Here is a 22,683-nt window from a genome sequence, read left to right as displayed (position 1 = left end):
TTGGAATAAGGGTGTTTTGCGCTATAATCGGGTTATGGAGTATTATATTATCATATACATAACCATTCTAAAGACAGAGGAGTCTACCCATGGAAAAAACTTTGATTTTCGGGCATAAAAATCCGGACACCGATTCGATTTGCTCGGCACTTGCGTACGCAGATTTGAAAGCTAAATTGGGCGTAAACGTAGAAGCGGTTCGCCTCGGCAGCGTCAACGGTGAAACTCAATACGCACTGGATCAGTTCAAGGCCGCTGCGCCTCGCTTGGTTGAGACGGTAGCGAACGAAGCCAGCCAAGTCATTCTCGTTGACCACAACGAGCGTCAACAAAGCGCCAGCGATATCGAGAAGGTGCGTGTAACCGAGGTTATCGACCACCACCGCATTGCGAACTTTGAGACCAGTCATCCGCTGTACTACCGCGCGGAGCCGGTTGGCTGCACCGCCACCATTTTAAATAAATTGTTTAAAGAAAACAACGTGGCTGTCGCTCCACAAACCGCTGGTCTTATGCTTTCCGCAATCATTTCCGATTCGCTTCTGTTCAAGTCGCCAACCTGCACGCCTGAAGACGTAGCGGCTGCTCGTGAACTGGCGGAGATCGCCGGCGTGAATGCCGAAGAATACGGTCTGGCCATGCTGAAAGCTGGCGCGGATTTGAGCGACAAGACGATTGCACAGCTGATCTCCTTGGATGCTAAAGAGTTCCAAATGGGCAGCTACAAAGTCGAGATCGCACAAGTGAACGCGGTGGATACGAACGATGTCATTTCCCGCCAGGCGGAGCTTGAAGCAGCACTCAACACGATCATTAACGAGAAGGGTCTGGATCTGTTCGTATTCGTTGTAACGGATATTTTGAACAATGACTCGATCGCCATTGCTCTTGGCCGTGTGAGCAACGCTGTAGAGAAGGCTTACAACGTGATTTTGTCCGATAACAAAGCGGTGCTGAAAGGCGTCGTATCCCGCAAATCGCAGATCGTTCCTGTTCTGACGGAGACGTTGAACAAGTTCTAATCTCGTAAAGCATAACTGAAGCCGGTTCTCCCGTGAGAGAGCCGGTTTTTTTGTCGTTGTCCAAAACGTAGGTAATCAGCCGCGGTTGTCCATCATACATTTATAATTATGCCGTCCCATCACACGCATCAAGTTGACAGCTGTTATAGCTGAATCTTCTATTGCAGTTGCAACAAAGGAGGCTCAGAAGCAATGAATTCGACGTCTTCGTTTGTTCGTGGCACCGTCATTTTAACGATCGCGGCTTTTATTACCCGCATGCTCGGGTTTGTCAACAGCATTGTGCTGGCCAGATATTTAGGACCCGAGGGGATCGGGCTCCTCATGATGGCGCATCCGCTGGTTCCGGTGATCGTCACGTTAACCAGCCTGGGGCTGCCGGTGGCGATCTCCAAGCTGGTGGCGGAAGCGGAAGCGCACGGGGACCGGGCCAAGGTCAAGCGCATCCTGTTCGTCTCGCTGACCATTACAGGAACGATGAGCATCAGCTTAACCTTGATCGTGCTGCTGGGCTCGAAGCTGATCGGATCTTGGATATTAACCGACCCGCGGGCTTATTATGCGATGCTGGCGATTACTCCGATTGCTCCGCTGGTCGCGGTGTCCTCGGTCATCAAGGGATATTTTCGCGGGAAGCAAAATATGAAGCCCTTGGCGCTGTCCGACGTCATTGAGCAGGTGATTCGGATTATTCTTATCACCGCACTGGTTCAGACGCTGCTGCCTTACGGTCTCGAGTATGCGGCGGCCGGGGCGATGATCGCCTCGGTCATTGGGGAAGGGGCAGGACTGTTGTATTTGCTGCTCTCGCTGAAAATTTACAAGCGGCGCAGCGGCCTGCTTCGGCAAGCGATGTCGTCACGGCTAAGAGAGGAGAAGGAGACGCTGTCCGAGCTGCTGCAGATCGGCCTGCCGACGACAGGCAATGGCTTTATTCACTCCATCTACCGGGCGATCGAGCCGATGATGATCACCAAGAGCCTGGCGATCGCAGGCATCAGTACCGTGATCGCGACCAAGCAATACGGCCTCTTGGCCGGCTATGCGTTTCCTTTGCTCGTGTTTCCCGGCTTTATCATGAGCTCGTTATCGACCGCGCTGATTCCGGCGATCAGTGAGGCGAACGCCCAGAATAACCGGCGGCTCATTCATGAGCGGCTGGATCAAGCCATACGGATCGCACTCATTATCGGCGCCCCATGTACGCTCATTTTATATGTCTGGGCGATCCCGTTAACGACAGTTGTATACCACAATCCCGAAGCTGGAACGTTCTTGAAGCTGTTGGCGCCGGTGTTTTTGCTGCATTATTTCGAGCCCCCGCTGCACGCGGTACTGCTGGGCTTGGGGAAGATCAACACGGTGATGCGGAACTTTATCGCGTCCACGCTGGTAGAAGGGACGATGATGTTTATCCTGGGGATGCAGATGGGCATTCATGGGGTGATCTGGGGCTTTAATTTTGGCGTTGCCCTGTTAACGCTGCTCAACTTGCTCGCGGTATCCAAGGTGATCGGCTTTTCCTTCGATCTGCGCAGCTGGCTGAAGGTCAGCTTTTGCCTGGTGGTCACGGTCTTGGTGGGGCAGAGCGCGTATGTGTATGGGCAGCAGGCGCACTATCCGCTCTTGTGGTCGGTGATTGGGTGCATTCTGGTATCGCTCGTCGTGTATACGATTTCCCTGTTATCCACCAACACCATTAAGCGCCATGACATGCAGCGGATTCCGGGGATTAAGCGCATTATCTCCTAAAAAAATGAGTAAAAAACGTGCAAAATGCACATAATTTGGTTGCAGCTGCATCCCAATACCATTCGGAAAAGGAGGCGGTAGACCATGCCGGATTGGTTAGAGGTTGTGCTACGAACCTTGTTCGGTGTATTAGCGTTGTTTGCGATGACTAGGCTGCTGGGAAAACGGCAAATTACGCAGCTTTCGCCCTTCGAGTATATTACCGGCATTTCCATCGGCAATTTGGCGGCATCCATCTCGCTCGATGTTGAATATGCCTGGTATTTAGGCTTGATCGCCTTGTCGGTCTGGGTGCTCGTTTCGCTCGGAATCGAATTTTTACAGATGAAAAGCATCAAGATGCGCAATCTCATTGACAGTACCGCAACCGTGCTGATCAAGGAAGGCAAGATCCTCGAGGACAACGTGAAAAAGGAACGGCTGACGACCACCGAGCTCATGAGCAAGCTAAGAAAAAAGAGTGTGTTCAAGGTGGCCGACGTGGAATTCGCCATCATCGAGCCGAGCGGAGAGATCAATATCCTGCTGAAGCGGGAGCACCAGCCCCTGACGGCCGCGCATCTGGGGATCAAGGTTGGACCGGAAATCGAGCCGCAAGCGGTAATTGAGGATGGCAACATTATGGATGAGCCGCTGGCCACCATGGGCCTCAGCCGGGAATGGCTGTATGAGGAATTGCAGAAGCTCGGGGTTACGGTGGAAAACGTCTTTTTCGGGCAGGTCAATGGCTTCGGCGAGCTGTATGTCGATCTTTATGATGATCAGCTGCAGGTCTCCGAGTCTCAGCAGCGGGCGACACTGTTCGCGCAACTGAAAAAAATCGAAGCGGATATCGAGCTGTTCGGGCTGACGACCAAGAATGCAGAGGCCAAGCAAATGTATGAGCAATCGTCCAAGCAGCTGCAGCAAATGATCGAAGACCTGAAGCCGGTGCTGGTCCGCTGTTGAATCCCATCTGGGTCCAAGACCTGGGTGGGTCTTTTTGTTTAAGGGAATTTTATGGAAATTTATCACTGGTTGAAGCATATACATCATGGTGACAGGCTATGCTGCCGCCAGGAGATGATTGAATTGCCACCGTTGCCCAAAATTACAGCTATTGTCGCGGGAAGCCTGCTCATTTCGATCGGCATCAATTTTTTCCTCATGCCGTTCAGAGTGCTGGATGGTGGATTGATCGGTATCGCATTAATCATCAATTATTTGTTCGGTACGAAGGTGGGGCTAGTGATGTTTTTGTGCAGTATTCCCATTTTTGTGCTGGCTTGGATGTATTACCGCGACATTTTGTACAACAGCTTACACGGGCTATGGATTTCATCGCTAATCATCGATTTGCTTGAGCCGTATCATTATTACTTCGTTTATTACGTAGAGCTCGCGCCGTTTACCAGCTCCGCGCTGGGAGGCGTTCTGATAGGTACGGGCATCGGCATTATGCTGCGATTTGAAACGAGCACCGGCGGGACGGATTTGCTCGCGCAATTTTTGTCCAAGCTGGTGCCGATCAACGTGGGCATTCTCATTTTTCTTCTGGACGGGATTATTGTTAGTCTGGGGGGATTGCTGCTGTCACGCGAAACGCTGCTGCTCTCAATCGTTACGATTAGTGCAGGCGGGATCGCCACCAGCTTATGTACGTTGAAGTATGTGTGATGTTAGATGGAGTTAAAAACCGCCCATTCATGCCATGGTGTGAAGGGCGGTTTTGTTATCTCTACTCGTTGCTCAGGTCTAGCCAGCGCACTTCTTGCTCCGTCAGTGTCAACTCCGCTGCCACACGGTTCGCTTGAAGCTCCGCGTGCGTATGAGCGGCCACAATCGCGCACGTAGGGAACGATTGGTTAAATACATAAGCCAGCGAAATTTGCGCCAGCGTGACGCCTTTCTCCGCCGCCAATTGGTTCGCATGTTCGATGCGCTTCCAGTTGCGGTCGTTGTAGTAGACACGCATCATCTCCTCATTGTCGGTATTGTCGGGAGAATACCGTCCGGTCATGAACCCGCCAGCGAGCGATGACCAGGAGAATAGCGGAAATTCGTGCCGCTGATGCCAAGCGCAGGTCGCTTCGTCTGCCGAGACACAGCCCGGCCAGCGGGGGATGTTCGGTTTGGCTAAGCTGAGGTTCGTGCTGCTGAACGTAAACCCTTGGAGGCCTTGGCGCGCTGCGTACTCGTTAGCTTCCTGCAGGCGCTGATGCGTCCAGTTCGAGCCGCCGATGGCACGGATTTTTCCCGCGGCGATATGCTCGTTTAAGATATCGATGATCGGCTCCACCGGCACGTTCGGGTCATCGCGGTGAAGCGCATAGAAGTCAACGTAGTTGGTCTGCAGCCGCTCCAAGCTTTCGGTCAAATCGCTCGTGATCGCTTGCGGGTTTACCCGCGGGCCGTTCTCGTCATGGTGCGCGCCTTTGGTCAGGATGAGCACGCGCTCCCGGTTATTACGTGAGCGGAGCCACGCTCCGATCGCCCGCTCGCTTTCACCCTCGCCGTAGCCGTGAGCGGTATCGATCGTATTGCCGCCCATGTCCGCGTAAGCGTCGAGCATGCTGTTCACATGTGCTTGATTGACGGTTTTGAAATAATCCGAGCCCATAATCATCTGCGAACACGGAAGCTGTACGCCCTGTACCAGTAGTCTTTTCATTGTGTCTTAATCTCCTCTCATACCTAAACGGGTAGGTTAAGTGCTTACCCTAATGCCGCTTAAAAACAGTGGGAATGCAGTAGGCTTTGGAAAATCAATTTGACTGCCATACTATTTTGAAACGGTCCAACATAGGCTAGTAAGAAGTTGGGGTAAATAACGATTAATGCTAGGCTAAGTCAGGATAAATATAGGAAAAAAAGCGGTTGACAGCGTACGGATTAATCAGCATAATGTTCATATTGTTATGTAGGTTAACCGCTTAACCTATTTCTAGCATTAAACCGGTTTAACTATATCATTAGCACTGGTATAATGCAAGATTCGTTTTTTATCAGCGTATTTATGTTAGCGGTTACAATTATAATCGTTTGGCGGGGAGGATTCGTCATGAACACACTGCTCCAAGCAGTAGGCATCGTAACACCCAGCTGTTCCAAAAGCCATATCACCTATACGATTCATTTGAATCACCCGGTTCGCGAGCTGCATATTGAATTCGCCTATGCTCCGAAAGATCTGGCAGACGAAGCGAAAGCGAAGCAGCTGATCGATGAAGCGCTTGGGAGCTATATCCAGCCCGAGCACCTGGCGTCCTATAAGGAGAATTGGCGCAGCTATTTGCCTTTGAAAAATTTGCTGACCCTCTCGTTTGATGACGAGAACGGCTTCCGAGGCGCGGGACACCGGCATGACCCGGTACAGCATTTGATCATAAGTGAAGAAGAAGCATCGCCCGGGCTAATTCCTGGCGTCTTTCCGCGCGGACAGCTGCGCATTATGATCAATTTGCACTGCGTTGTTACGGAGGAGTGCCGCTACAAGCTTCATGCATGGGAAGGAGGCGAACGCTGAGCTATGAGTGAATCGAGAATGAGATGGCTGCCGTTTGAGCTGCATACACATACGTTTCATAGTGATGGCAAGCAGTCGCTATTGGAGCTCGCGGAAGGCGCAAAGGAGCTAGGTTTGGCCGGTGTCGCGCTAACTGACCATAACACGATGACCGGGCTGGCGGACCGGGAGCGCGTGGTGGAGCAGACTGGAGTTGAGGTGATTCGGGGGCTGGAGTGGACGACCTTCTTCGGTCATATGGTGACGCTGGGCATTCAGGACTACGTAGACTGGCGGAATCTGAGTCCGTTTCATATTCATCGAGGCATTGAAGGGGTTCATCGGCAGGGCGGCCTTGTGGGCGTTGCGCATCCGTTCCGTGTCGGAAGTCCGATGTGTACGGGCTGTTTTTGGGAATTTGAAGTGTCCGATTGGGCGCAAGTTGACTATATTGAAGTATGGTCGGGATTGTTCCCTTCGATTCGGAGGAACAACGAGCGGGCGTTTGCATTTTGGACGGAGCTGCTGAATCAGGGGCACCGGATTTCCGCTACTTGCGGCAGAGACTGGCATGTGGCAGAGCCGCCGGCGGAGCCGATTGCGGCCACGTTCCTCGCGATTCCGGCTGAGGAGACGATGCCGGGACCGCTGGCTGGAGCCGCGCTGGCCGCACTTGGGCGGGGGGCTGCCGCTATCTCGATGGGACCGCTGCCGCTGATCTCCATTCGCTCGGATAGCAGCGCACCACTTGCCGGCATTGGCGAGGTGATAGAGACGCAGGCGGCCGCACCTACGGTACAGCTTGAGCTTTCCGTCGATTTTTCCGTTCGAGAAGGCTTATGGGAGCTTCAGAAGCCAGAGGTGGAGCTGCGGATTACGAGCAACCTGGGCACTTTAATGAGCTGCGAGCTGTCCCAAGCGCTTCCGAAGGTGGTGTGTCCGCTCAAAACCCAGGGGTTAGCTTGGATTCGCGGGGAGCTTTACGGCGTCTTTCACGGGGCGCGTACAATGATTGGCTTTACCAATCCGATTTATTTCGAACATTAAGGGGAGGTGGACAGCATGACCGGAGTATCGGGGTTATGGTATATTTCGCACGGCGAGCTGCTGCTCCGAATGCTGATTGCCGCCGTGCTTGGCGGGTTGATTGGACTTGAACGGGAATGGAGCAACCATGCCGCCGGGTTCCGGACCCATATCTTGGTTTGTCTCGGCTCAGCTACGATTATGCTGCTGTCGATTTACGGATTTTCCGAATTTGTCAATGAGCCGAACGTGCGGATTGACCCGGCGCGATTGGCCGCTCAAGTCATCAGCGGAATCGGTTTTCTCGGAGCCGGCGCCATTTTACGCAACGGATCGGTGATCAGCGGGCTGACGACCGCCGCCTCGGTGTGGGTCGTTGCCGCCATCGGGCTATGCGTGGGAGCGGGATTTTTGTTTGCGGCGTTCTACGCCACGCTGATGGTGCTGATCAGCTTGCTGCTGCTGAATAAATGGGAGAAGCATTTGCTGCGCCACCGCCGGAGCCACGACGTGTCGGTCAAAGCGCTCGACTATCCAGGGGTGCTCGGCACGATCGCTTCCAAATTCGGCGAGCAGGGGATTCAGATCGTCAATGTGAAGATGATTCCCGAACCGGAGGCCGGCGAAGGTTCGAATGCGAAACCGACGATCCTGCTCAGCTTCAATCTGAAGGTGACGGATCAAGGGAAGCTGATGATGGCCGTGGACCAGATCAACTCGCTGGATGTCGTACTGTGGACGGAGGCTGGCAAAAGCGTGGTAGGCAGCGGAGCTAGCATCGAACGAACGCATTAGCATAGGGGCGAGCGTCTCCACAACCAATCCCCCCGTCCGAAGAGCTTCTCTTCGAACGGGGGGATTGGTGTTTTTATGGCTGCGCGTATTGGTCCAGCTTGTCGCGGTCCAGCTCCACGCCAAGTCCTGGGGCGTCCGGCACCTGAATCGCGCCATTCTTGTACGCGAGCTTGCCGCCGACAATAATATCATCGGTCAGATGATGAAAAGTAAATTTCGAATAATTAATAATTAGAAATTTACTTGAACCTTGTAAATAAGTGAATATCTGCAACGCGGCTTATCCGCTTTGCGCCCCGCGCGTCGCCTATACTTTAGGCGGCATCGCTTTTGCTCCCGCTTCTCATTCCCGCGTCTTCAGCCTCAAATCCCACGCTATTCACCCTTAATGTGCGGAAATATATATTCGCCATACGCCCCGCAAACGGCAGCAGACCCTGTTCACCCAAGCCTACTCCGCTCGGACCACTTGAACGCCCATGGCGCCGATCTGCTCCAGCAGCGTACTGCTCGTAGCCTCATCCGTCACCAGCACATCGATCTCTTCCAGTCCGGCAAAAGAAACCAACGCCGTCCGATCGAACTTAGAGTGGTCTGCAAGGAGCGCCACGGTTCGGGACGCTTTCATCATCCGTTTTTTCAGCTCGGCCTCTTCCCGGTGAAAAATCGACAGTCCACGCTCCAAATCCACGCCGGTGCAGCCCAGAAACGCGATATCGATATTCAGCTCGTCCATCATCTGCATGGCGCTTGGCCCAATGATCGTGTACGTTCCTTTTCGCCGATACCCGCCCAGCACACACAGCTCGATCTGGTTGCTCTCCGCGAGCAGCGCAGCGATCTTCGTATCATTGGTGACTACGGTCAGCGTCCGGTGCTGCAGCAATGCGGCCAGCTCCAGCGTGGTGGAGCCCGCGTCGAGCAGTACGATTTGACCGTCCTCGATCAGCTTATAGGCTTCCGCAGCGATCACTTCCTTTTCCTGCCGCTGCCGTACGCGACGCTTCAGAATCGGAAGCATCGAATCGTCATGCTCGACGACGACCGCTCCGCCATGCACGCGCTTCAAAATGCCGCGAGACTCCAGCTTTTCCAGGTCTTCGCGGATCGTTTTTTCCGTAACCTGGAGCTGCTTGCTGATTTCCGAAACTTTCACGGAGCCTTCATTATTTAGGGTTTCAATGATTTTGGCATGCCTAATTTCTGGGAGCACAAGGTTCACCTCAGAATAAAATTTAATTAATGTCGTTCGAAAATGTTTGATTATGTGCGTTTCATGTGTTAATTTTATAAGGTACAGCTAAGTATAGCAAGCTTTTGTTTCAAAATCGATATGGGAGTGCTGTAGATCGGAGGGCCTTATGGGATTTGTTTTTGTTGATCCGGATTTTGTGCGCAGTGTCAAGCTCAAGGTCGCGAAGGCCGATGGAGTATGGCGTATCATTCGCCGCGATCTGCAGGAAAAAGCGGATGAAGCGCTGCAGCGCGGTCCATGGAGCGTCACCTCCTTCGGAGCCGTCGCGCCAAGCGGCGACCCGCACGATTACGTCAGCGAAGCGCCATACTGGTGGCCGGACCCGGAGAACCCGGATGGACCGTATATTCGCAAAGACGGCATCACCCGGCATGACCGGTTCATGGGACACCGGTCATCGATTGATGAGCTGTCTGGTACGGTACTAACGCTTTGCACCGCCGGCTATTACTTGGATGAGAAGCGCTACACGACTCGTGCCGCCGAGCTGCTCCGCATCTGGTTCGTGGATCCAGAGACGCGGATGAATCCGCATGTGGAGTATGGCGAAGCGATTCGCGGTATTTGTAACGGGCGGGCGGCAGGAATTATTATGCTTCGTCAGGTAGACCGGATCGTGCATGCGCTAGGCTTCATGGAGGAGCTATCTTCTGAATGGGACGACGTGTTGACTGGCATGCGCGAGTGGCTATCACAAATGCTGGAGTGGCTGACAACGAGCAAGATCGGTTTGGATGAAAGCCGTTCAAGCGGGAATCACGCGGTTTGGTGGACGACGCATGTGGCTGCCTACGCAGCTTACACCGGCAATAAAGAGAAGCTGCAGCTGGCTTTTGACCATTTTAAGCACGTGATCGTACCGGAGCAGATTCAGCCGGACGGCAGCCTGCCGAAGGAGCTGGAACGCACCCGTTCCTTCCACTATACGCTGTTTCAACTGGACGGGGCGGCGTTACTCTGTGAAATCGCTCATCTTCAGGGCGAGGACTTATGGCATTACCGGACCGCGAATGGAATCAGCTTTCAATCCGCGATTGAATTCGTCCTTCCATATCTCGACAATCCATACTTGTGGAAGTGGGAGCAGATCGACGGAGAAATTCCGGAGGAGTACGTCTCGCTTCAGCTCGCGTCCTTGCGACTGCAGCTGCCGGAGTGCAGCCGGGTGAACATGAAGCGGCGCGGCGAAGCCAAGTGGGTGAAGGATGGCGAGGAGCGGCTCGGACCGTTGGTCTTTTTGCCGGGTCATCCGTTTCATGCAGCAGCGAACGAAAGAAGTAATGCACTAATCTAATCATATCTAATTCTAATTGATGGGGGAACGGGGACATGAACGTTAATTTGACTGGTAAAGTAGCTTTGGTAACAGGATCGAGCGGCGGCATCGGGAGAGCCATCGCGATCGAGCTGGCAGAATGCGGAGCGAAGGTAATCGTTCATTATCTTAGCAACCGTGACGGTGCAGAAGAAACGGCTGGCGTAATTCGCAATGCAGGCGGCGAAGCCGTAATTCTTCAAGCGGATGTGACCGATCTGGAGCAAATCCAGACGCTGGTAGAGCAATCGGAGGCAGCATTTGGTACAGGCATCGATATTTTGGTAAATAATGCAGGGAACCTCGTGGAGCGCCGTTCGATTGAAGAAATGACAATGGATCTTTACAAGAAAGTAATCGATGTAAACCTTACGTCTACGGTATTCGTAACCAAAGCCGTCATTCCTGGCATGAAAGCAAAAGGCGAAGGCTCGATCATCAACTTGAGCTCGCTGGCAGCGCATAACGGCGGCGGCCCAGGCTCCGGCATCTATGCAGCATCCAAAGGCGCGATCTTGACCTTGTCCAAGAGCTTGGCTAAAGAGCTCGCACCGCATAACATTCGTGTTAACACGATTTCCCCAGGCTTTATCGAAGAGACGAAATTCCACTCGACCTTCACGTCGGAGGCAGGCAAAAAAGCAACCATCGCAGGCATCCCTCTCGCTCGAGGCGGTGTTCCGCAGGATGTAGCCGGAGTTGCAGCATTCTTTGCTTCTTCCTACGCTTCTTTTATTACAGGCGAATCGGTTGAAATCAACGGTGGCGCATTCATGAGATAAGCTTGCATTTAACGAAAGACCTTACCCAACACCTTGGGTAAGGTCTTTCGTATTCGCTCACTCCAATTTAAGTATGCAGCTGCTTTTGTTTCAACTGCTGGTGGAATCTCGTAAGTCTTGCCGTGACGTTTTTACCGATGCTCATGAAAGGCTTTTCGATCAGCACCCACCCTAAGTAAGCTGCAGCAATAGAAACTGCGACTGAGATCACCGCCAGCACAGTTTCTGAAAGGCGTCTGGCCAAGGCGTGCTCTAGCTCCTTATATATAATGCCGTGGTATAAATATAAGCTGAAAGAAACATTGCCGATAAACACAGGAATGCTCGTTTGAAGCAATCAGCTAACGGTTGGTGAGGCCAATGCGATCACGATAAACCCGCATACACCAAGGATGACGAGCTGATCTCGCGTCAATAAATCAAACTGCCTCAAAACTCCAAGCTTTAGCAGAAAGGTAATAGCGTTGATGGCGTAGTTGTAGCAAATATAGCTGGCAATCAGGAGGACAAGCTTTATTTTTTTGCTTTGCTTTCGATACATCTGGATCATATGCTGCTTATGTCTTGCAATCAGCATACCGTACAGGAACATTGAAATATAATACAAACTGGCAGTAAAGCTAGTGTCGACAAGAACACTTTTGGAGGCTTCCCACTGTAGAGTAACATTCAGCCGTCCAAGAGCAAACAAGGAAAAGCAGACTAGAAGGATGTAAATAAATTTAACGTTTCGGAGCAGCAGAACAAGAAATGGGAAAATGAGCGAAATCCGCATTTCATGAACTAAAGACCAATAAACGCCGTTAATACCTCGGGTGTCGAAATTACCGAGACCCCAAAAATGTGCCCATACGACGCTTGGCGTCACTTGGGGAGAAAACGATAGGAGAATAATGAAAAGCGATATTAGATAAGGGACATAAATACGGAAAAATCGTTTGATCAGATAGGCCGGGTAGGACGGTGTGCTATGCTCCAAGAACGGCAAGGAGAGAACTAAGCCGCTAAGAATAAAGAAAAAGTCAACGGCTTCTCGTCCCTTGAAAAAAATACTGAAGGGTGAGTATGCCTTCTCTAGTGTATCGAACATGGGGCTAAAGCCGACCGGGAAAAAATGCATAAACATGACGCTGAGAGCTGCCAATCCCCGAAGGGCGTCCAATTGAGTATATCGCTCCTTCATGCAGGGTCACTCCTTTTTTCGTCCCCACCGGGGAAGTTATTAATTGTGCGCTATGATCACAGCATCGTCCGAAGGCATCAGCTTGCGTTTTTCTGCATGCAGCTCGTTCCAGGTAATAATTATGACGGTAACGAACATGGCGATAAAAACATAGGGAACCTTCGTACCGAGCTGATCGAGCCAAGGATATTTGGTATGCTTTAAAAAAATGGCTATGCCGACGAGTGAAGCCAGGTCCAAGCCAAGCATGAGCACAAACCAGACCCGCTTTCGTTCAAAGAAGGCAACCATCACCAGCAGTACGACGGAAGGGATAATATATCTGTCATGGATCTCCGTCGGCAGCATATAAAAGGAAAAGGATAAAATCAATCCACTTTTGAGAAGTGTGTTTAAACTATACTGCTTAAAGGAGGTCAGGTAGTAAATGCTGTAAGCTGTAAATAAGGCCAGAAGACCGAAACCGAACGCTCTATAGGTCAAATGTGGAAGCATGTACTGCGTATCTAGGGTTTCAGGGGCAACGCCGAACACATGGAACCAGATGTTCATAGCGTATAAGCTGACATAGGGAAAGTAGCCGACGGCAGACATATACGAATGCTGGATAAACGCTACAAATGAAAAGTTGAGGATGAAATATACAGAGAACAATAGCCATGGGAGAAGGAAGCCTGAGATATAGCTCCAAACGCAGCGGACGTTGGATTGCCTTAGCTGCTGCAGCAGAAACAGGGCAAACACGGGCGCAATGACGATAGCCTGCAGCTTGGTCAGGAGTGCCAGCGCAAACAGGAGTCCTGAACCGAACGGAAGATAAGGTAAGGCAATAATGGCAAGGCACATCAATGCGCTATGGACAAAATCAATCTGCCCCCATACGGAGGAAATAAATAGCAGCACCGGACTAAACAATAAATAGAGGATGAGCTTGCGATGCTGCGAATCCGTTAGCTTTAATTTGCGGAACACATACATCATAAGCAGCACAGCAAGCAGGTCAAATATTAACACAGGAAGCTTTACGGAATAGATCGTAACGTGTTTAACGAACGTATGGAAAACCCATAGCACCGTTAAAAACATGGGAGGATAATTGACCGAGTCGTCATGCGTGTAAATGCCTCCAAGCTGATAGGCTCCGAGATCCTCCATCCAAAGCCGCCAAAAATCCAGATCACCTTGAAAACCTTTGGTAGTAAATGTAATGGCGAGCTTTACAAAAATGGAAAGCAGTAGGAATAGAATAAGCTGTTTTCGAGTAAGCTTGATTTTATTGATTAAGGTAAACATAAGAATGACCTCCTAAGTGGGTAATGAAGCAAATAAGCCCTCTGAATCGTCCGACGTTGGCTAGGACTGTACTGAGTGATACAAAATGTTTCATTTTGTCGAGCATCTAATCTAAGATGAGGCCTTTATTTCTAGAAAATAGTTGTCTTTATTAATGAATTTGCATATAAGATGATTCCCCTACTCGAAGAGAACTGTTATTATGATACTAAATGTATCAAGAAAGTTCAATTATCTTTTTTAGCAATTCATAAAAATAACTGGAGGACAGAATATTGAGACTACATCAAGTCAGTAAACGCGTAGTAAGCTTGGGATTAAGTTTGGTGCTGTTGGCCGGCGGCCATGTGAGTGCGGCTTCCGTTCAAGAGGATTTGAACCGGATTGGTACATGGGACGGCGTCACTGCTTCACGGCCACTGCCGGGCAATTACACGGATTGGAGCGAGCAAAATGTTCCATTCGGGGTCCGCAGCTTCTATGCGGCACCCTGGAGAAGCTACATGGATACTCGGGATGCCCCCAGTCTAATTAACTCCCTTGGAATCAATTTCAACAACACGATTAAACCTGAAGCTGCGGAGGCAACGGCGCAAGTGTTGCAGGATGCAGGGATCACCTCGGCCCGCTTGGAAATTCCGTGGAAGGAAATCTCTTTTGATGACGAAAGCAAGCTGAATACCAACGCCGACGCCCAGTTAACGACCATTTTGAACGCGTTTAAAAACCATCATATCCGGCCATTGATCTTGCTCAATGCCAATGCCGGTCTCCCGGTTCCGTATAAAATGGTGCCGGTCTCCCTGAAGCAGCAAGCCAAAGCTGGAGACAGGGCCATCTATGTAAGCGACGTGTCCGGCATTGTGCCTGGATATACGGGGCTTCAGGGACAGGAGTATCAATCTATGTATCCCATCATTACGGCGGTCGATGCCGCTACAGGGCAATGCATTTTATCGGATGCGTTAAAGGCGGATTTACGTTCCGGCAGCCAGAACCTGATCCGTTTAAAATACCGTCCGTTCTCTGGCGTACAGTTCTCGGATGGCACGAAGAACGGTGCTGCACAGGAAACAATCGATGGATGGCTCAACTATGTAGCGACGGTGTCTGATTTTGTAGCCCGGAGGCTTGGAACAAAGGGGCAGGCCGATGCAGGCTTTGACGTGGAAGTATGGAATGAATACTCGTTCGGATCACAGTTTTTGGATATCAACAATTACTATAATCCGCCGCTGAAATTTTCCGCGGACCTTTCTTATACCGAAGGAACGAATGTGAAGACCGGTGCGGAGGTCATTTTGCCCCTTACGGCCAACTATATCAAAAACCCGGAGCATCAGCTCCCCGGAGTCCAAGTAATTAGCGGTTTCTCCAATCAACGGCCTTGGGATGATGGAGCGACGGTGTGGAAAAATCAGGATGGGCTTAGCAAGCATTATTATACCGGGTTTGATCAAAACGGTTCAGTCATATCCTCATCGACAGTTCAACAATATCCGACGGTGAACGCGCTCGGCGCAAGCGATCCCTATGTTCCTACGCAGATTAACTCTTTTCCAGAATATTGGTTTTATTCATATCAGACGGAATTTGCCAGAGAAGCACAGCCATTTCCAGGGCCGTTTGCAGATCATTACCGATATGCCAGCATAGGGGGCGGTAAAGAAGCGCAGCTGTGGATGTCGGAAACGAATTATCACCGGGGCGTTTTCGCTGGTAAGCTCGTGCAGCAAAAAGGGATTCAGCCTACGAATCCTCAACTGGTTCAGCTGATGCACAGCTTGGAAACCAAGGCGCTGCTGCGCTCCTATGTCTTTTTTCAGCACAAAGGCTTTGCCCATACGTTCCCCTACGCGATAAACGGGGGAGATTTGGAATTCGGCATTGTACCGGACGCATTCTTCTCTGCCTTGGAAAGCAATGGCTACCTGCTGGACAGCTCAGCCAAATCGAAGGTGGGTCCTGAAATCCAGTCCATTACGAACCTGGTTCAATTCATGAAAGCCGGCGAGTCAATTGCCAACCCTAGAAAGCTCAATGTCGACCGCATTTTGGAATATAAGCCGAGAATTGTGTATAACGGTGACGGCACCGACGCACATCCGGCACGGTATCAGGCCGAGGACTTGGCCATCCTGCCATACCAGCTTGCAGCGAATCAATTTGCCATCGGTTATTATGTCGTGACGCGCAATCTAACGCACGCCTGGGACGCATCCAAGGATGAGCTTGATCCCGCAAGATATGAGATGCCTGATCAAGATTTTGAAATCACGCTCTCCAACGTCAATGGTGTAGGGGCGAGCGTCTATGCATTCGATCCAATCCATAACAGCAAGAACAAAGTCGAGATCGTAAGCTCTACCGGCAGTACGATAACAGTCAAGGCTCCGACCGCCGATTATCCGCGTTTCCTTGTGGTTCAAGAGGCTGAAGAGGGCCCGCTCCTTGGCGATGTTCAGCTGCAGAAAACGAAGAACGGGCCGGCGCTCACCTTTACCCCGAATGTAGACGGTAATGTGAAGATCAGCTGGGGGGCCTATCCTGCACGGGAAACGGGAGCTGTAACGGTACGCAGATATCAACACTTTGATGCCAATTTAACCAATCCGGTTGCGACCGGTACCAGTGGTTCCTTCGGATTCAATAAAACGCTCGGTACATCAGGGGATTCGAATGGATATTATCGAATTACAGGTAAAATTGAGCCGCAATTTTCAGAAAAATACACGTTCATATACGATGGGGAATGCAGGACGCAGATATATCTGAACGGGAAAAAGCTTATAGATTCGTGCCAGCCGAAAATGCAAGCCAGTGTCGATTTGGAGGCTGGAAAAACATATGATTTAGAGGTAGTGACATTCTACGAGAACAACGGCGATCCTCACTCCGCCTATTTGTACTGGTCCAGCAGCTCCCAATCCTTCAGTGTCGTTCCCGCGAAGCCGGATGGCTCCAGCGAGATGTACCGTTCAGTGACCAAAAACGAAAAGGCGACGGTCCTCTTGCCGGATCTGAAGGACGGCGATGGCGTCCGGCTAGAGTTGGCCAAAGGGGGCGTGAATATCACCTACCCGCAATGGGATTTTGATTTAAGAGGTGTGCTCTATCCAACGATGCCGATCGTTGAAGTAGGGGATGCAGGGGCTGAACCGAGATCTCTTCAGGTGAGCCCGGATACACCGTTGTATGAGCAGCCGGACGCTTGCTCGGCCGTTGTAGGATATTTAGCCGCACAGACCGTTAAGGCGGTGGAAAAAAGAGGGGAATTTTATCGAATCGATACCTGGCTTGGATATAAATGGGTGCATGAAAGCAATGTGGTTCAGCCTTAGTGATTAATAAGTACGCAAGGCCTTGCACAATGGTGCGAGGTCTTTTTTCTATAAAATCAATGTCGAGCAAAATTGGGTAATGCTGGTGCCGGTCTTCTTCTTGAACATTTTGCCGAAGGCATGAACGTTGGCGTAGCCGACCTCGCGGGCGATCTCGCTGACCGACATGTTCGTTTGCACGGCGAGCTCCTTCGCTTTGTTGATGCGCACCTGGGTCAAGTACTCCGTCGGCGTCATGCCGAACGTTTTGCGAAACAGCACAATGATATAGTTTTGGCTTAGGCCCGAAATCGTTTCCAGCGCGTAGTAGTCCAGTCCTTCAGCGTAGTGGTTTATGATGTAGTTTTTCACGAGCACGAGCTTGGCTTTGTTCTGAAGCTGCATGTCGGATGGGGTGCCGAATTCATCGTTCCAGGCTGCGGCCTCTGCCAGAATCTGCGACAGCAATCCTTGACACAGCGTTTGGTGAAGCAAGCCGGGCTGCCGGTAGTGGACGAGGAGCTGGTGGAGCTTTTGCTCGATGGGGTGGTTGTTAAAATTGCCCAGGGCATGCGCACCCTTCATCAGCTGCTCGATCGGGAAGGGAGATGAGCCGTAGTGGAACACCAGCGAAATGCAGACGTACGGGTGGCTTTCGACCGTTTCGATGGAGTGCAGCTCATTGGGGCGATGGAACAGGAGGTCGCCAGTTTTTGTTTCGTACGGGTGGCCCTCAACGGTGTAAATCGCCAGACCTTTGACAACGTACTGCAGTGCGAATTGCTTTAGCGTGCGGTCACGGATGGCCCAGTCGGCCGGGGCATTAAACAGGTGAGCCAATGTGATATAGGGAGGAAAATAATAATCCCGCATATGTGGAATCGTTTCATCGGGATGCAGCATGACGATGTTTGGACGCTCCATAAAGCTTGGCACCTCTTTTTGGGGGATGGGATGCTACAATCCAGCTTACCATATTTGTGTGAAAATAGGGCAGTGATTTCGGATACAAAATTGCAGGTTGAGGCTAAATACATCGAAATGTTCACGAAGTATAATTAGCTTGAAAGCGCAATACAACGGAGAAGGAGCTGACTGGATCGTGGATACATTTCACATTCCCAAGGTGGACGCCCGCACGCAGGACTGCATCACGGACGAGCAGGCGCAGTTTTTTCTGGACAACGGATTTCTGGTCGTCAGCCATGTGCTGGAAGGAGAAGAGCTGGCACGGATTCAAGCCGAAATGATGCAGCAGGTCGAACTCGGCATGGCCGGCCAAAACGACGATCCCGATTATATGTACGGGAAGGGGACGAAGAGCGGGACGCAGGTGTTCCGGCGGGTCGAATATGTCATTGATAAAAGCGATCCGAACAAGGTGCTGCTCGGCCATCCGTTCATTCTACGGTCGGTGGAAAAGCTGCAGGGTCCGAACTTTATTCCAACCTGGGATTCGATGGTGCTTAAGATGCCGGATGAGGGCATTATCGTTCCTTGGCACCGCGATGCGGAAAAGCCGGAAGGCTGCACGGACCCGCGCCCGATTTTCAACGTGGACTTTTATCTCGATCCGTCCGACCTGAAGAGCTGTCTCTGGGTCATTCCAGGGTCGAATCGGTGGACTAGAGCGGAAGCGATCGAGAGGTGCAGACGCGAAGGCTTCGATACATCGGATGCGATTCCGGTGCCGCTGGAAGCGGGCGATGTCATTTTTCACGATATCGAGGTGCTGCACGGCTCGCCGAGCGGGGATGGCAATGCGCTTCGCCGCACGGTGTACTACGAATTCCGGCCGGGCGAGATCGAAGCCGAGTTCGGGCCGCACACGCGCGAGTACCTCAGCTTAAAGCAGCAGGTGCTGCTGGATTGCCTGAAGCGCCGGGCGGAAGCCGACTACGTGCAGGATAAGGAGCCGTTTATGTATGCTCCGACGGGAGAGTTTGCGCTGACGGAAACCGTTGCGCCGTCTACACACCGGTATCCGCATAGAGAGTATTGGCGGGAATAGCGAAAAAAATCCTCGAAGCCTTGATGGGGCTCGAGGATTTTTGTATTTTAGGAGGTGGATTCCACCGAGGTCTGTTTGTGTTTGCCACTTCCGCGATAGATCGCCAGGATTAGCACACTCGCCACGAAACACAGCACCCCGCACCAAATATACGCTCCATTTGCTCCGAATTTGCTCGCCACATAGCCTGTGAACAGGTTTCCGACCGGTGTGGAGCCGGCGAATACCAAGGCATAGACGCTCATTACCCGTGCCCTGTACTCATCCTTAGCATGCATTTGCAGCAGCGAGTTGGAGTTCGTCGAGAACGTAATATTGAAAAAGCCCGTAGCCGCAAGCGCCAAGCCAAGTGTATAGGGGGACCCGGAGAGCCCGTTCAGGCACAAAATAAACGAGATCACAATGGAGCAGATCATGCTGACGGCCAGCTTTGGCCCTTTTTTGCTTCGAATGGAGGTCAGCAGTGCCCCGATCAGGGAGCCGACACCCAGGCAGGACATCATTGCACCGTAGGTTCTCTCCTGCAGATGCAGTACATCCCTCGTAAAGGTCGGAATGAGGACGCTAAAGTTAAAGGCCAGCGTGCCAATCACGGTCACGAGCAGCAAGGTCTGCGAAAGGACGCGGTCACTCGCGATGTACCGAATGCCGTCTTTGATTTCATTCAAGATGCTGGCGTCTTTCTTAGGTCTTACGTAAGCCGTCGGCTGCGTCCTTATCAGGCCGTACAGCACCGCGATGAAGCTAAGCCCGTTCAGCAAAAAGCACCAGCCCGCACCGAAGTAGGCCATCATGGCCGCGCCGATCGAAGGCCCGATAATCCGCGCTGCGTTAAAGGTCATCGAGTTGAGCGCGATGGCATTCATGAGATCCTCTTTTCCTACAATCTCGACGTTAAACGATTGCCGAGTCGGCATATCAATGGTGTTCGTTAACCCGAGCAAAAAGGCGAAGACCAGCACATGCCCATACTGAATCTTATTCGTGAATACGAGGACGGATAAGGTCAAGGCGAGCAGCATGGAGAAGGCTTGGGTGCAAAGCAGGATGCGCTTTTTCGGGAATTTATCGATCATGACTCCGGCGAACAGCGAGAAGCACGTGACCGGCAAAAATTGCATCGTCCCCACCAGCCCGAGCAAAAATGGGTTTCCGGTTAGCGTGAGTACGAGCCAGGATTGTCCGATGGTCTGCATCCAGGTGCCGATCAGCGATACACACTGCCCGAGCCAAAAGTAGCGATAGTTTTTGTGGGTTAAAGCGTGAAAATGATTATTAATGAGCCGTTCACCGGCCATGCGGAGATTCATCACAAACACCTGCCTGATCTTTTTGCGTGTCAATATAGTGTGCGGCGTTGGTTCCCATTCGCTCAAGCAGAAGCTGAGCTTGCTGCTTCTCCTCTTCGGTGAAGCCCTGGCTGAGGATGTTTCGCCATTCGACGAGCACCGCGCGGACATCCTCGCGAATTTCCAGCGCCTTCGCCGTCAGGAATACGTGGTACGACCGCTTGTCGTCATCGCGAAGCTTGCGGGTGACGTAGCCTTGCTGCTCCAATTTTTTGATCGCTTTGGCCGTGGTGCCCTTGTCGATCTTCAAATAGCTGGACAGCTCCTCCTGCGTGAGCCCGTCCTCCTTGTACAGCGAGTTGAGAAAAATATGCTGTCCCCGGCCGATATCAAAATGCTTGAGCCGGTCACCGATATACATTTGGCTATAACGGTAAAGCAGCGACACCCATCGGGGGATCGTGTTTTTGTTAGGGTCAAGCATGTGACATGTGCCTCCACTCACTCTGGTCAGATAGTTGCATTTGCTACTAGTTAGTATACGTTCAGGGAAGTTGCAAGTGCAACTTCTTTTTGCGGAGAGGATGTGGGGCGGAAAAGCGATAGCGGCCGTTTTTGAAATCGTAAAAAATACCGCTAATTCAATTCAAATTAAACGATTTTAAGAACGGTTGGAGCCTCACACCCATCCCCAGACGCGCAGACGAATGGGTTTGCTCCAAAAACCAGAAAGTTTGCATGAAAGGGTTTTTATTCCTACCCGATGTAAGGTATACTGGTCTTATGGCTATCTTCATTTATTCGATATAAATCACGGGGGCTGAACTTTAGATGAGTCAATATGGTGACCTTGGCGCAATGGGCCGTCATTACTTGCAAGCAGAATCCTACGGTGCGGCGGCGTTTTGCTTTTACCGCGCACTGCTCGAGGATCAAGAGAACGCGAATGCGTGGAACGGTCTGGTGCTTTCCCATAGCTTAATGCGCAAGGAGCACGATTCACAAACCATTCTGGCTCGGTTCGCGCTGCAGGACAAGCTCCCCTATGATCGGGATATGATTACGTTTGCAATGATGTTCTGGCAGCAAAATCCGCTGGCGCTCTCCGAGTGGGTGCGTTCGGTTGTGACGAATCACGAAGGCTGTCAGGACAGCGAAACGCTGCTGGAAATGGCGGACGATTTGGTACGCTCGTACCAAGAGCTGGTGGAGCGTCATGGCGAAGAAACGCTGCGTGCGCAAGGCATGCTGTCCTTGGCCGAGATTGCGGCCCGCCGCACCGAGCTGGATTGGCTTGCGACGGAGTCGTTCGATGCGATCTATGAGCATGTGAGACAATGGATGGAAAGCGGAGATACCGACGCCGTGCTGACCGGTGTGCGCATGCTCTGCATGCTGCCGGACCCGCGGAGCGAGAAGCTGCTGCGCCGTGCCTGCCGCAACGAAGAGTTCGACGGCAAGGTGCGCACACAAGCACTGCTCGCATTGCGTTGGCTCGGGGTGCGCGGAAACGCGAAGATCTACAAGATGGGCGAATCGTTCGTCATCGACTTGGACGATCCGAAGCCGGAGCTGACCGTTTCGGTGCCGACAGCCTATAAGCCTGCGCTGGATCGCATGAAGCTGTGGCTGGCGAAGCAGCAGGGCTTCGTGACGCCGGAGGAGTACGAGAGCTTTGCGGCTACCGATGAGGCAGAGCTGCCAGAGGAGCTTGTGAGCAAAGTAAACGAAGCGGACATTCCAGGGGTGTACCAAGAAGTGGTGCATATGCTGATTCGCGCCGCGTACGATAAGTATTATCCGCTCGTTCCGACGGTGAGAGAAACACGTCAATGGGCTAACGCGCTTCTGATGCTGATGAAGGATTACGTAGTTGGCATCGGAGAGAGCTGGACCTACGGCGAGCCAGAGCAGGAGGAAACGGCGGTACGGCATCGCAATTGGCTGCTCAGCGGAACCCCGGATTACTATGAGAGCGTTGCTGCGGCCAAGCAGCTAAGAGAAAGCCTTCGGGGGTAAGGGAAGCGGAGCTGACGCGTGAAGCGGAGGCTCCGTTTTTTTTTATCCGATCCACAGAGGGGAGCGATGCGCGTGAAAAAATCGTGGTATCACCGGCTGTTATTATCGTATGTTCCCATGCTGTTCATCACGGTCAG

The 22,683-nt window shown here is 51.8% G+C and carries 21 protein-coding genes; 12 read left to right on the top strand and 9 right to left on the bottom strand.

Going from position 1 to position 22,683, the window contains the following annotated elements; translation table 11 throughout:
* The first annotated feature begins 89 nt into the window (after positions 1–89).
* The 4 genes from FPZ49_RS05455 (at position 90) to FPZ49_RS05440 (ending at position 4,430) form a co-directional block, all read left to right on the top strand.
* The gene (locus FPZ49_RS05455; protein ID WP_144844334.1) at positions 90–1,022 is read left to right on the top strand and encodes a manganese-dependent inorganic pyrophosphatase; all 933 of its coding nucleotides are present in this window, start codon (positions 90–92) and stop codon (positions 1,020–1,022) included.
* Positions 1,023–1,214: 192 nt separating this feature from the next.
* Positions 1,215–2,774 carry a stage V sporulation protein B gene (gene spoVB, locus FPZ49_RS05450; RefSeq protein WP_144844332.1) on the top strand — a complete coding sequence of 520 codons (1,560 nt, stop codon included), beginning with the start codon at positions 1,215–1,217 and terminating at the stop codon, positions 2,772–2,774.
* An 84-nt stretch (positions 2,775–2,858) separates the two neighbouring features.
* Complete coding sequence (locus FPZ49_RS05445) at positions 2,859–3,722, top strand: DUF421 domain-containing protein (RefSeq protein WP_144844330.1); 864 nt, start codon at positions 2,859–2,861, stop codon at positions 3,720–3,722.
* Between the two features lie 114 nt (positions 3,723–3,836).
* Complete coding sequence (locus FPZ49_RS05440; protein WP_186445632.1) at positions 3,837–4,430, top strand: YitT family protein; 594 nt, start codon at positions 3,837–3,839, stop codon at positions 4,428–4,430.
* A 61-nt stretch (positions 4,431–4,491) separates the two neighbouring features.
* Here the strand turns inward: FPZ49_RS05440 and FPZ49_RS05435 are convergent, their stop codons facing one another.
* The gene (locus FPZ49_RS05435; protein WP_144844327.1) at positions 4,492–5,424 is read right to left on the bottom strand and encodes an aldo/keto reductase; all 933 of its coding nucleotides are present in this window, start codon (positions 5,422–5,424) and stop codon (positions 4,492–4,494) included.
* Between the two features lie 390 nt (positions 5,425–5,814).
* On the opposite strand from FPZ49_RS05435, the gene FPZ49_RS05430 reads away from it, so the two are divergent.
* The 3 genes from FPZ49_RS05430 to FPZ49_RS05420 are packed head-to-tail and all read left to right on the top strand — an operon-like array spanning position 5,815 to position 8,079.
* A complete protein-coding gene (locus tag FPZ49_RS05430; RefSeq protein ID WP_144844324.1) occupies positions 5,815–6,279 on the top strand; it encodes a hypothetical protein in 465 nt (154 codons plus the stop codon).
* Between the two features lie 3 nt (positions 6,280–6,282).
* Entirely contained in the window at positions 6,283–7,305 is a 1,023-nt protein-coding gene (locus tag FPZ49_RS05425) for a CehA/McbA family metallohydrolase (RefSeq protein WP_261381267.1), read from the top strand.
* Positions 7,306–7,320: 15 nt separating this feature from the next.
* On the top strand, positions 7,321–8,079 hold the full coding sequence (locus FPZ49_RS05420; RefSeq protein ID WP_144844322.1) for an MgtC/SapB family protein: 759 nt from the start codon (positions 7,321–7,323) through the stop codon (positions 8,077–8,079).
* A gap of 73 nt (positions 8,080–8,152) precedes the next feature.
* On the opposite strand, the gene FPZ49_RS05415 is transcribed toward FPZ49_RS05420, so the two are convergent.
* Positions 8,153–8,353, bottom strand: a complete 201-nt coding sequence (locus FPZ49_RS05415; RefSeq protein WP_144844320.1) for an enolase C-terminal domain-like protein — start codon at positions 8,351–8,353, stop codon at positions 8,153–8,155.
* A gap of 177 nt (positions 8,354–8,530) precedes the next feature.
* Entirely contained in the window at positions 8,531–9,292 is a 762-nt protein-coding gene (locus FPZ49_RS05410) for a DeoR/GlpR family DNA-binding transcription regulator (RefSeq protein WP_186445631.1), read from the bottom strand.
* A 148-nt stretch (positions 9,293–9,440) separates the two neighbouring features.
* Here FPZ49_RS05410 and FPZ49_RS05405 point away from each other — a divergent pair, with 148 nt between their 5' ends.
* Both FPZ49_RS05405 and FPZ49_RS05400 read left to right on the top strand, forming a co-directional pair.
* Entirely contained in the window at positions 9,441–10,628 is a 1,188-nt protein-coding gene (locus FPZ49_RS05405; RefSeq protein ID WP_144844316.1) for an alginate lyase family protein, read from the top strand.
* Positions 10,629–10,663: 35 nt separating this feature from the next.
* Complete coding sequence (locus FPZ49_RS05400; RefSeq protein ID WP_144844314.1) at positions 10,664–11,431, top strand: SDR family NAD(P)-dependent oxidoreductase; 768 nt, start codon at positions 10,664–10,666, stop codon at positions 11,429–11,431.
* A 67-nt stretch (positions 11,432–11,498) separates the two neighbouring features.
* Here the strand turns inward: FPZ49_RS05400 and FPZ49_RS35365 are convergent, their stop codons facing one another.
* The 3 genes from FPZ49_RS35365 to FPZ49_RS05390 form a co-directional block, all read right to left on the bottom strand.
* A complete protein-coding gene (locus tag FPZ49_RS35365; protein ID WP_222429873.1) occupies positions 11,499–11,675 on the bottom strand; it encodes a hypothetical protein in 177 nt (58 codons plus the stop codon).
* A gap of 93 nt (positions 11,676–11,768) precedes the next feature.
* On the bottom strand, positions 11,769–12,614 hold the full coding sequence (locus FPZ49_RS05395; RefSeq protein ID WP_144844312.1) for an acyltransferase family protein: 846 nt from the start codon (positions 12,612–12,614) through the stop codon (positions 11,769–11,771).
* A gap of 39 nt (positions 12,615–12,653) precedes the next feature.
* Positions 12,654–13,907 (bottom strand): hypothetical protein, encoded by a 1,254-nt coding sequence (locus FPZ49_RS05390; protein WP_144844310.1) that lies wholly within the window; start codon positions 13,905–13,907, stop codon positions 12,654–12,656.
* A gap of 275 nt (positions 13,908–14,182) precedes the next feature.
* On the opposite strand from FPZ49_RS05390, the gene FPZ49_RS05385 reads away from it, so the two are divergent.
* The gene (locus FPZ49_RS05385; RefSeq protein ID WP_144844308.1) at positions 14,183–17,248 is read left to right on the top strand and encodes a PA14 domain-containing protein; all 3,066 of its coding nucleotides are present in this window, start codon (positions 14,183–14,185) and stop codon (positions 17,246–17,248) included.
* 48 nt (positions 17,249–17,296) lie between these two features.
* Here the strand turns inward: FPZ49_RS05385 and FPZ49_RS05380 are convergent, their stop codons facing one another.
* Positions 17,297–18,151 (bottom strand): helix-turn-helix domain-containing protein, encoded by an 855-nt coding sequence (locus FPZ49_RS05380; RefSeq protein WP_261381264.1) that lies wholly within the window; start codon positions 18,149–18,151, stop codon positions 17,297–17,299.
* Between the two features lie 178 nt (positions 18,152–18,329).
* Here FPZ49_RS05380 and FPZ49_RS05375 point away from each other — a divergent pair, with 178 nt between their 5' ends.
* On the top strand, positions 18,330–19,238 hold the full coding sequence (locus FPZ49_RS05375) for a phytanoyl-CoA dioxygenase family protein (protein ID WP_261381263.1): 909 nt from the start codon (positions 18,330–18,332) through the stop codon (positions 19,236–19,238).
* A 47-nt stretch (positions 19,239–19,285) separates the two neighbouring features.
* On the opposite strand, the gene FPZ49_RS05370 is transcribed toward FPZ49_RS05375, so the two are convergent.
* Together FPZ49_RS05370 and FPZ49_RS05365 are read right to left on the bottom strand one after the other, a co-directional pair.
* Positions 19,286–20,548, bottom strand: a complete 1,263-nt coding sequence (locus tag FPZ49_RS05370) for an MFS transporter (protein ID WP_261381262.1) — start codon at positions 20,546–20,548, stop codon at positions 19,286–19,288.
* Positions 20,526–21,011, bottom strand: a complete 486-nt coding sequence (locus FPZ49_RS05365) for a MarR family winged helix-turn-helix transcriptional regulator (protein ID WP_144844306.1) — start codon at positions 21,009–21,011, stop codon at positions 20,526–20,528. The genes FPZ49_RS05370 and FPZ49_RS05365 overlap by 23 nt, the downstream gene beginning before the upstream one ends.
* Positions 21,012–21,358: 347 nt before the next feature.
* Here FPZ49_RS05365 and FPZ49_RS05360 point away from each other — a divergent pair, with 347 nt between their 5' ends.
* Entirely contained in the window at positions 21,359–22,546 is a 1,188-nt protein-coding gene (locus FPZ49_RS05360) for a HEAT repeat domain-containing protein (protein ID WP_144844304.1), read from the top strand.
* Positions 22,547–22,683 lie beyond the last annotated feature (137 nt).

The organism is Paenibacillus cremeus (assembly GCF_007786445.1).
Classification (GTDB): Bacteria; Bacillota; Bacilli; order Paenibacillales; family NBRC-103111; genus Paenibacillus_G; species Paenibacillus_G cremeus.
Note: the sequence above shows the minus strand (reverse complement) of the source record. Positions and strands in the feature narration are given on the sequence as shown.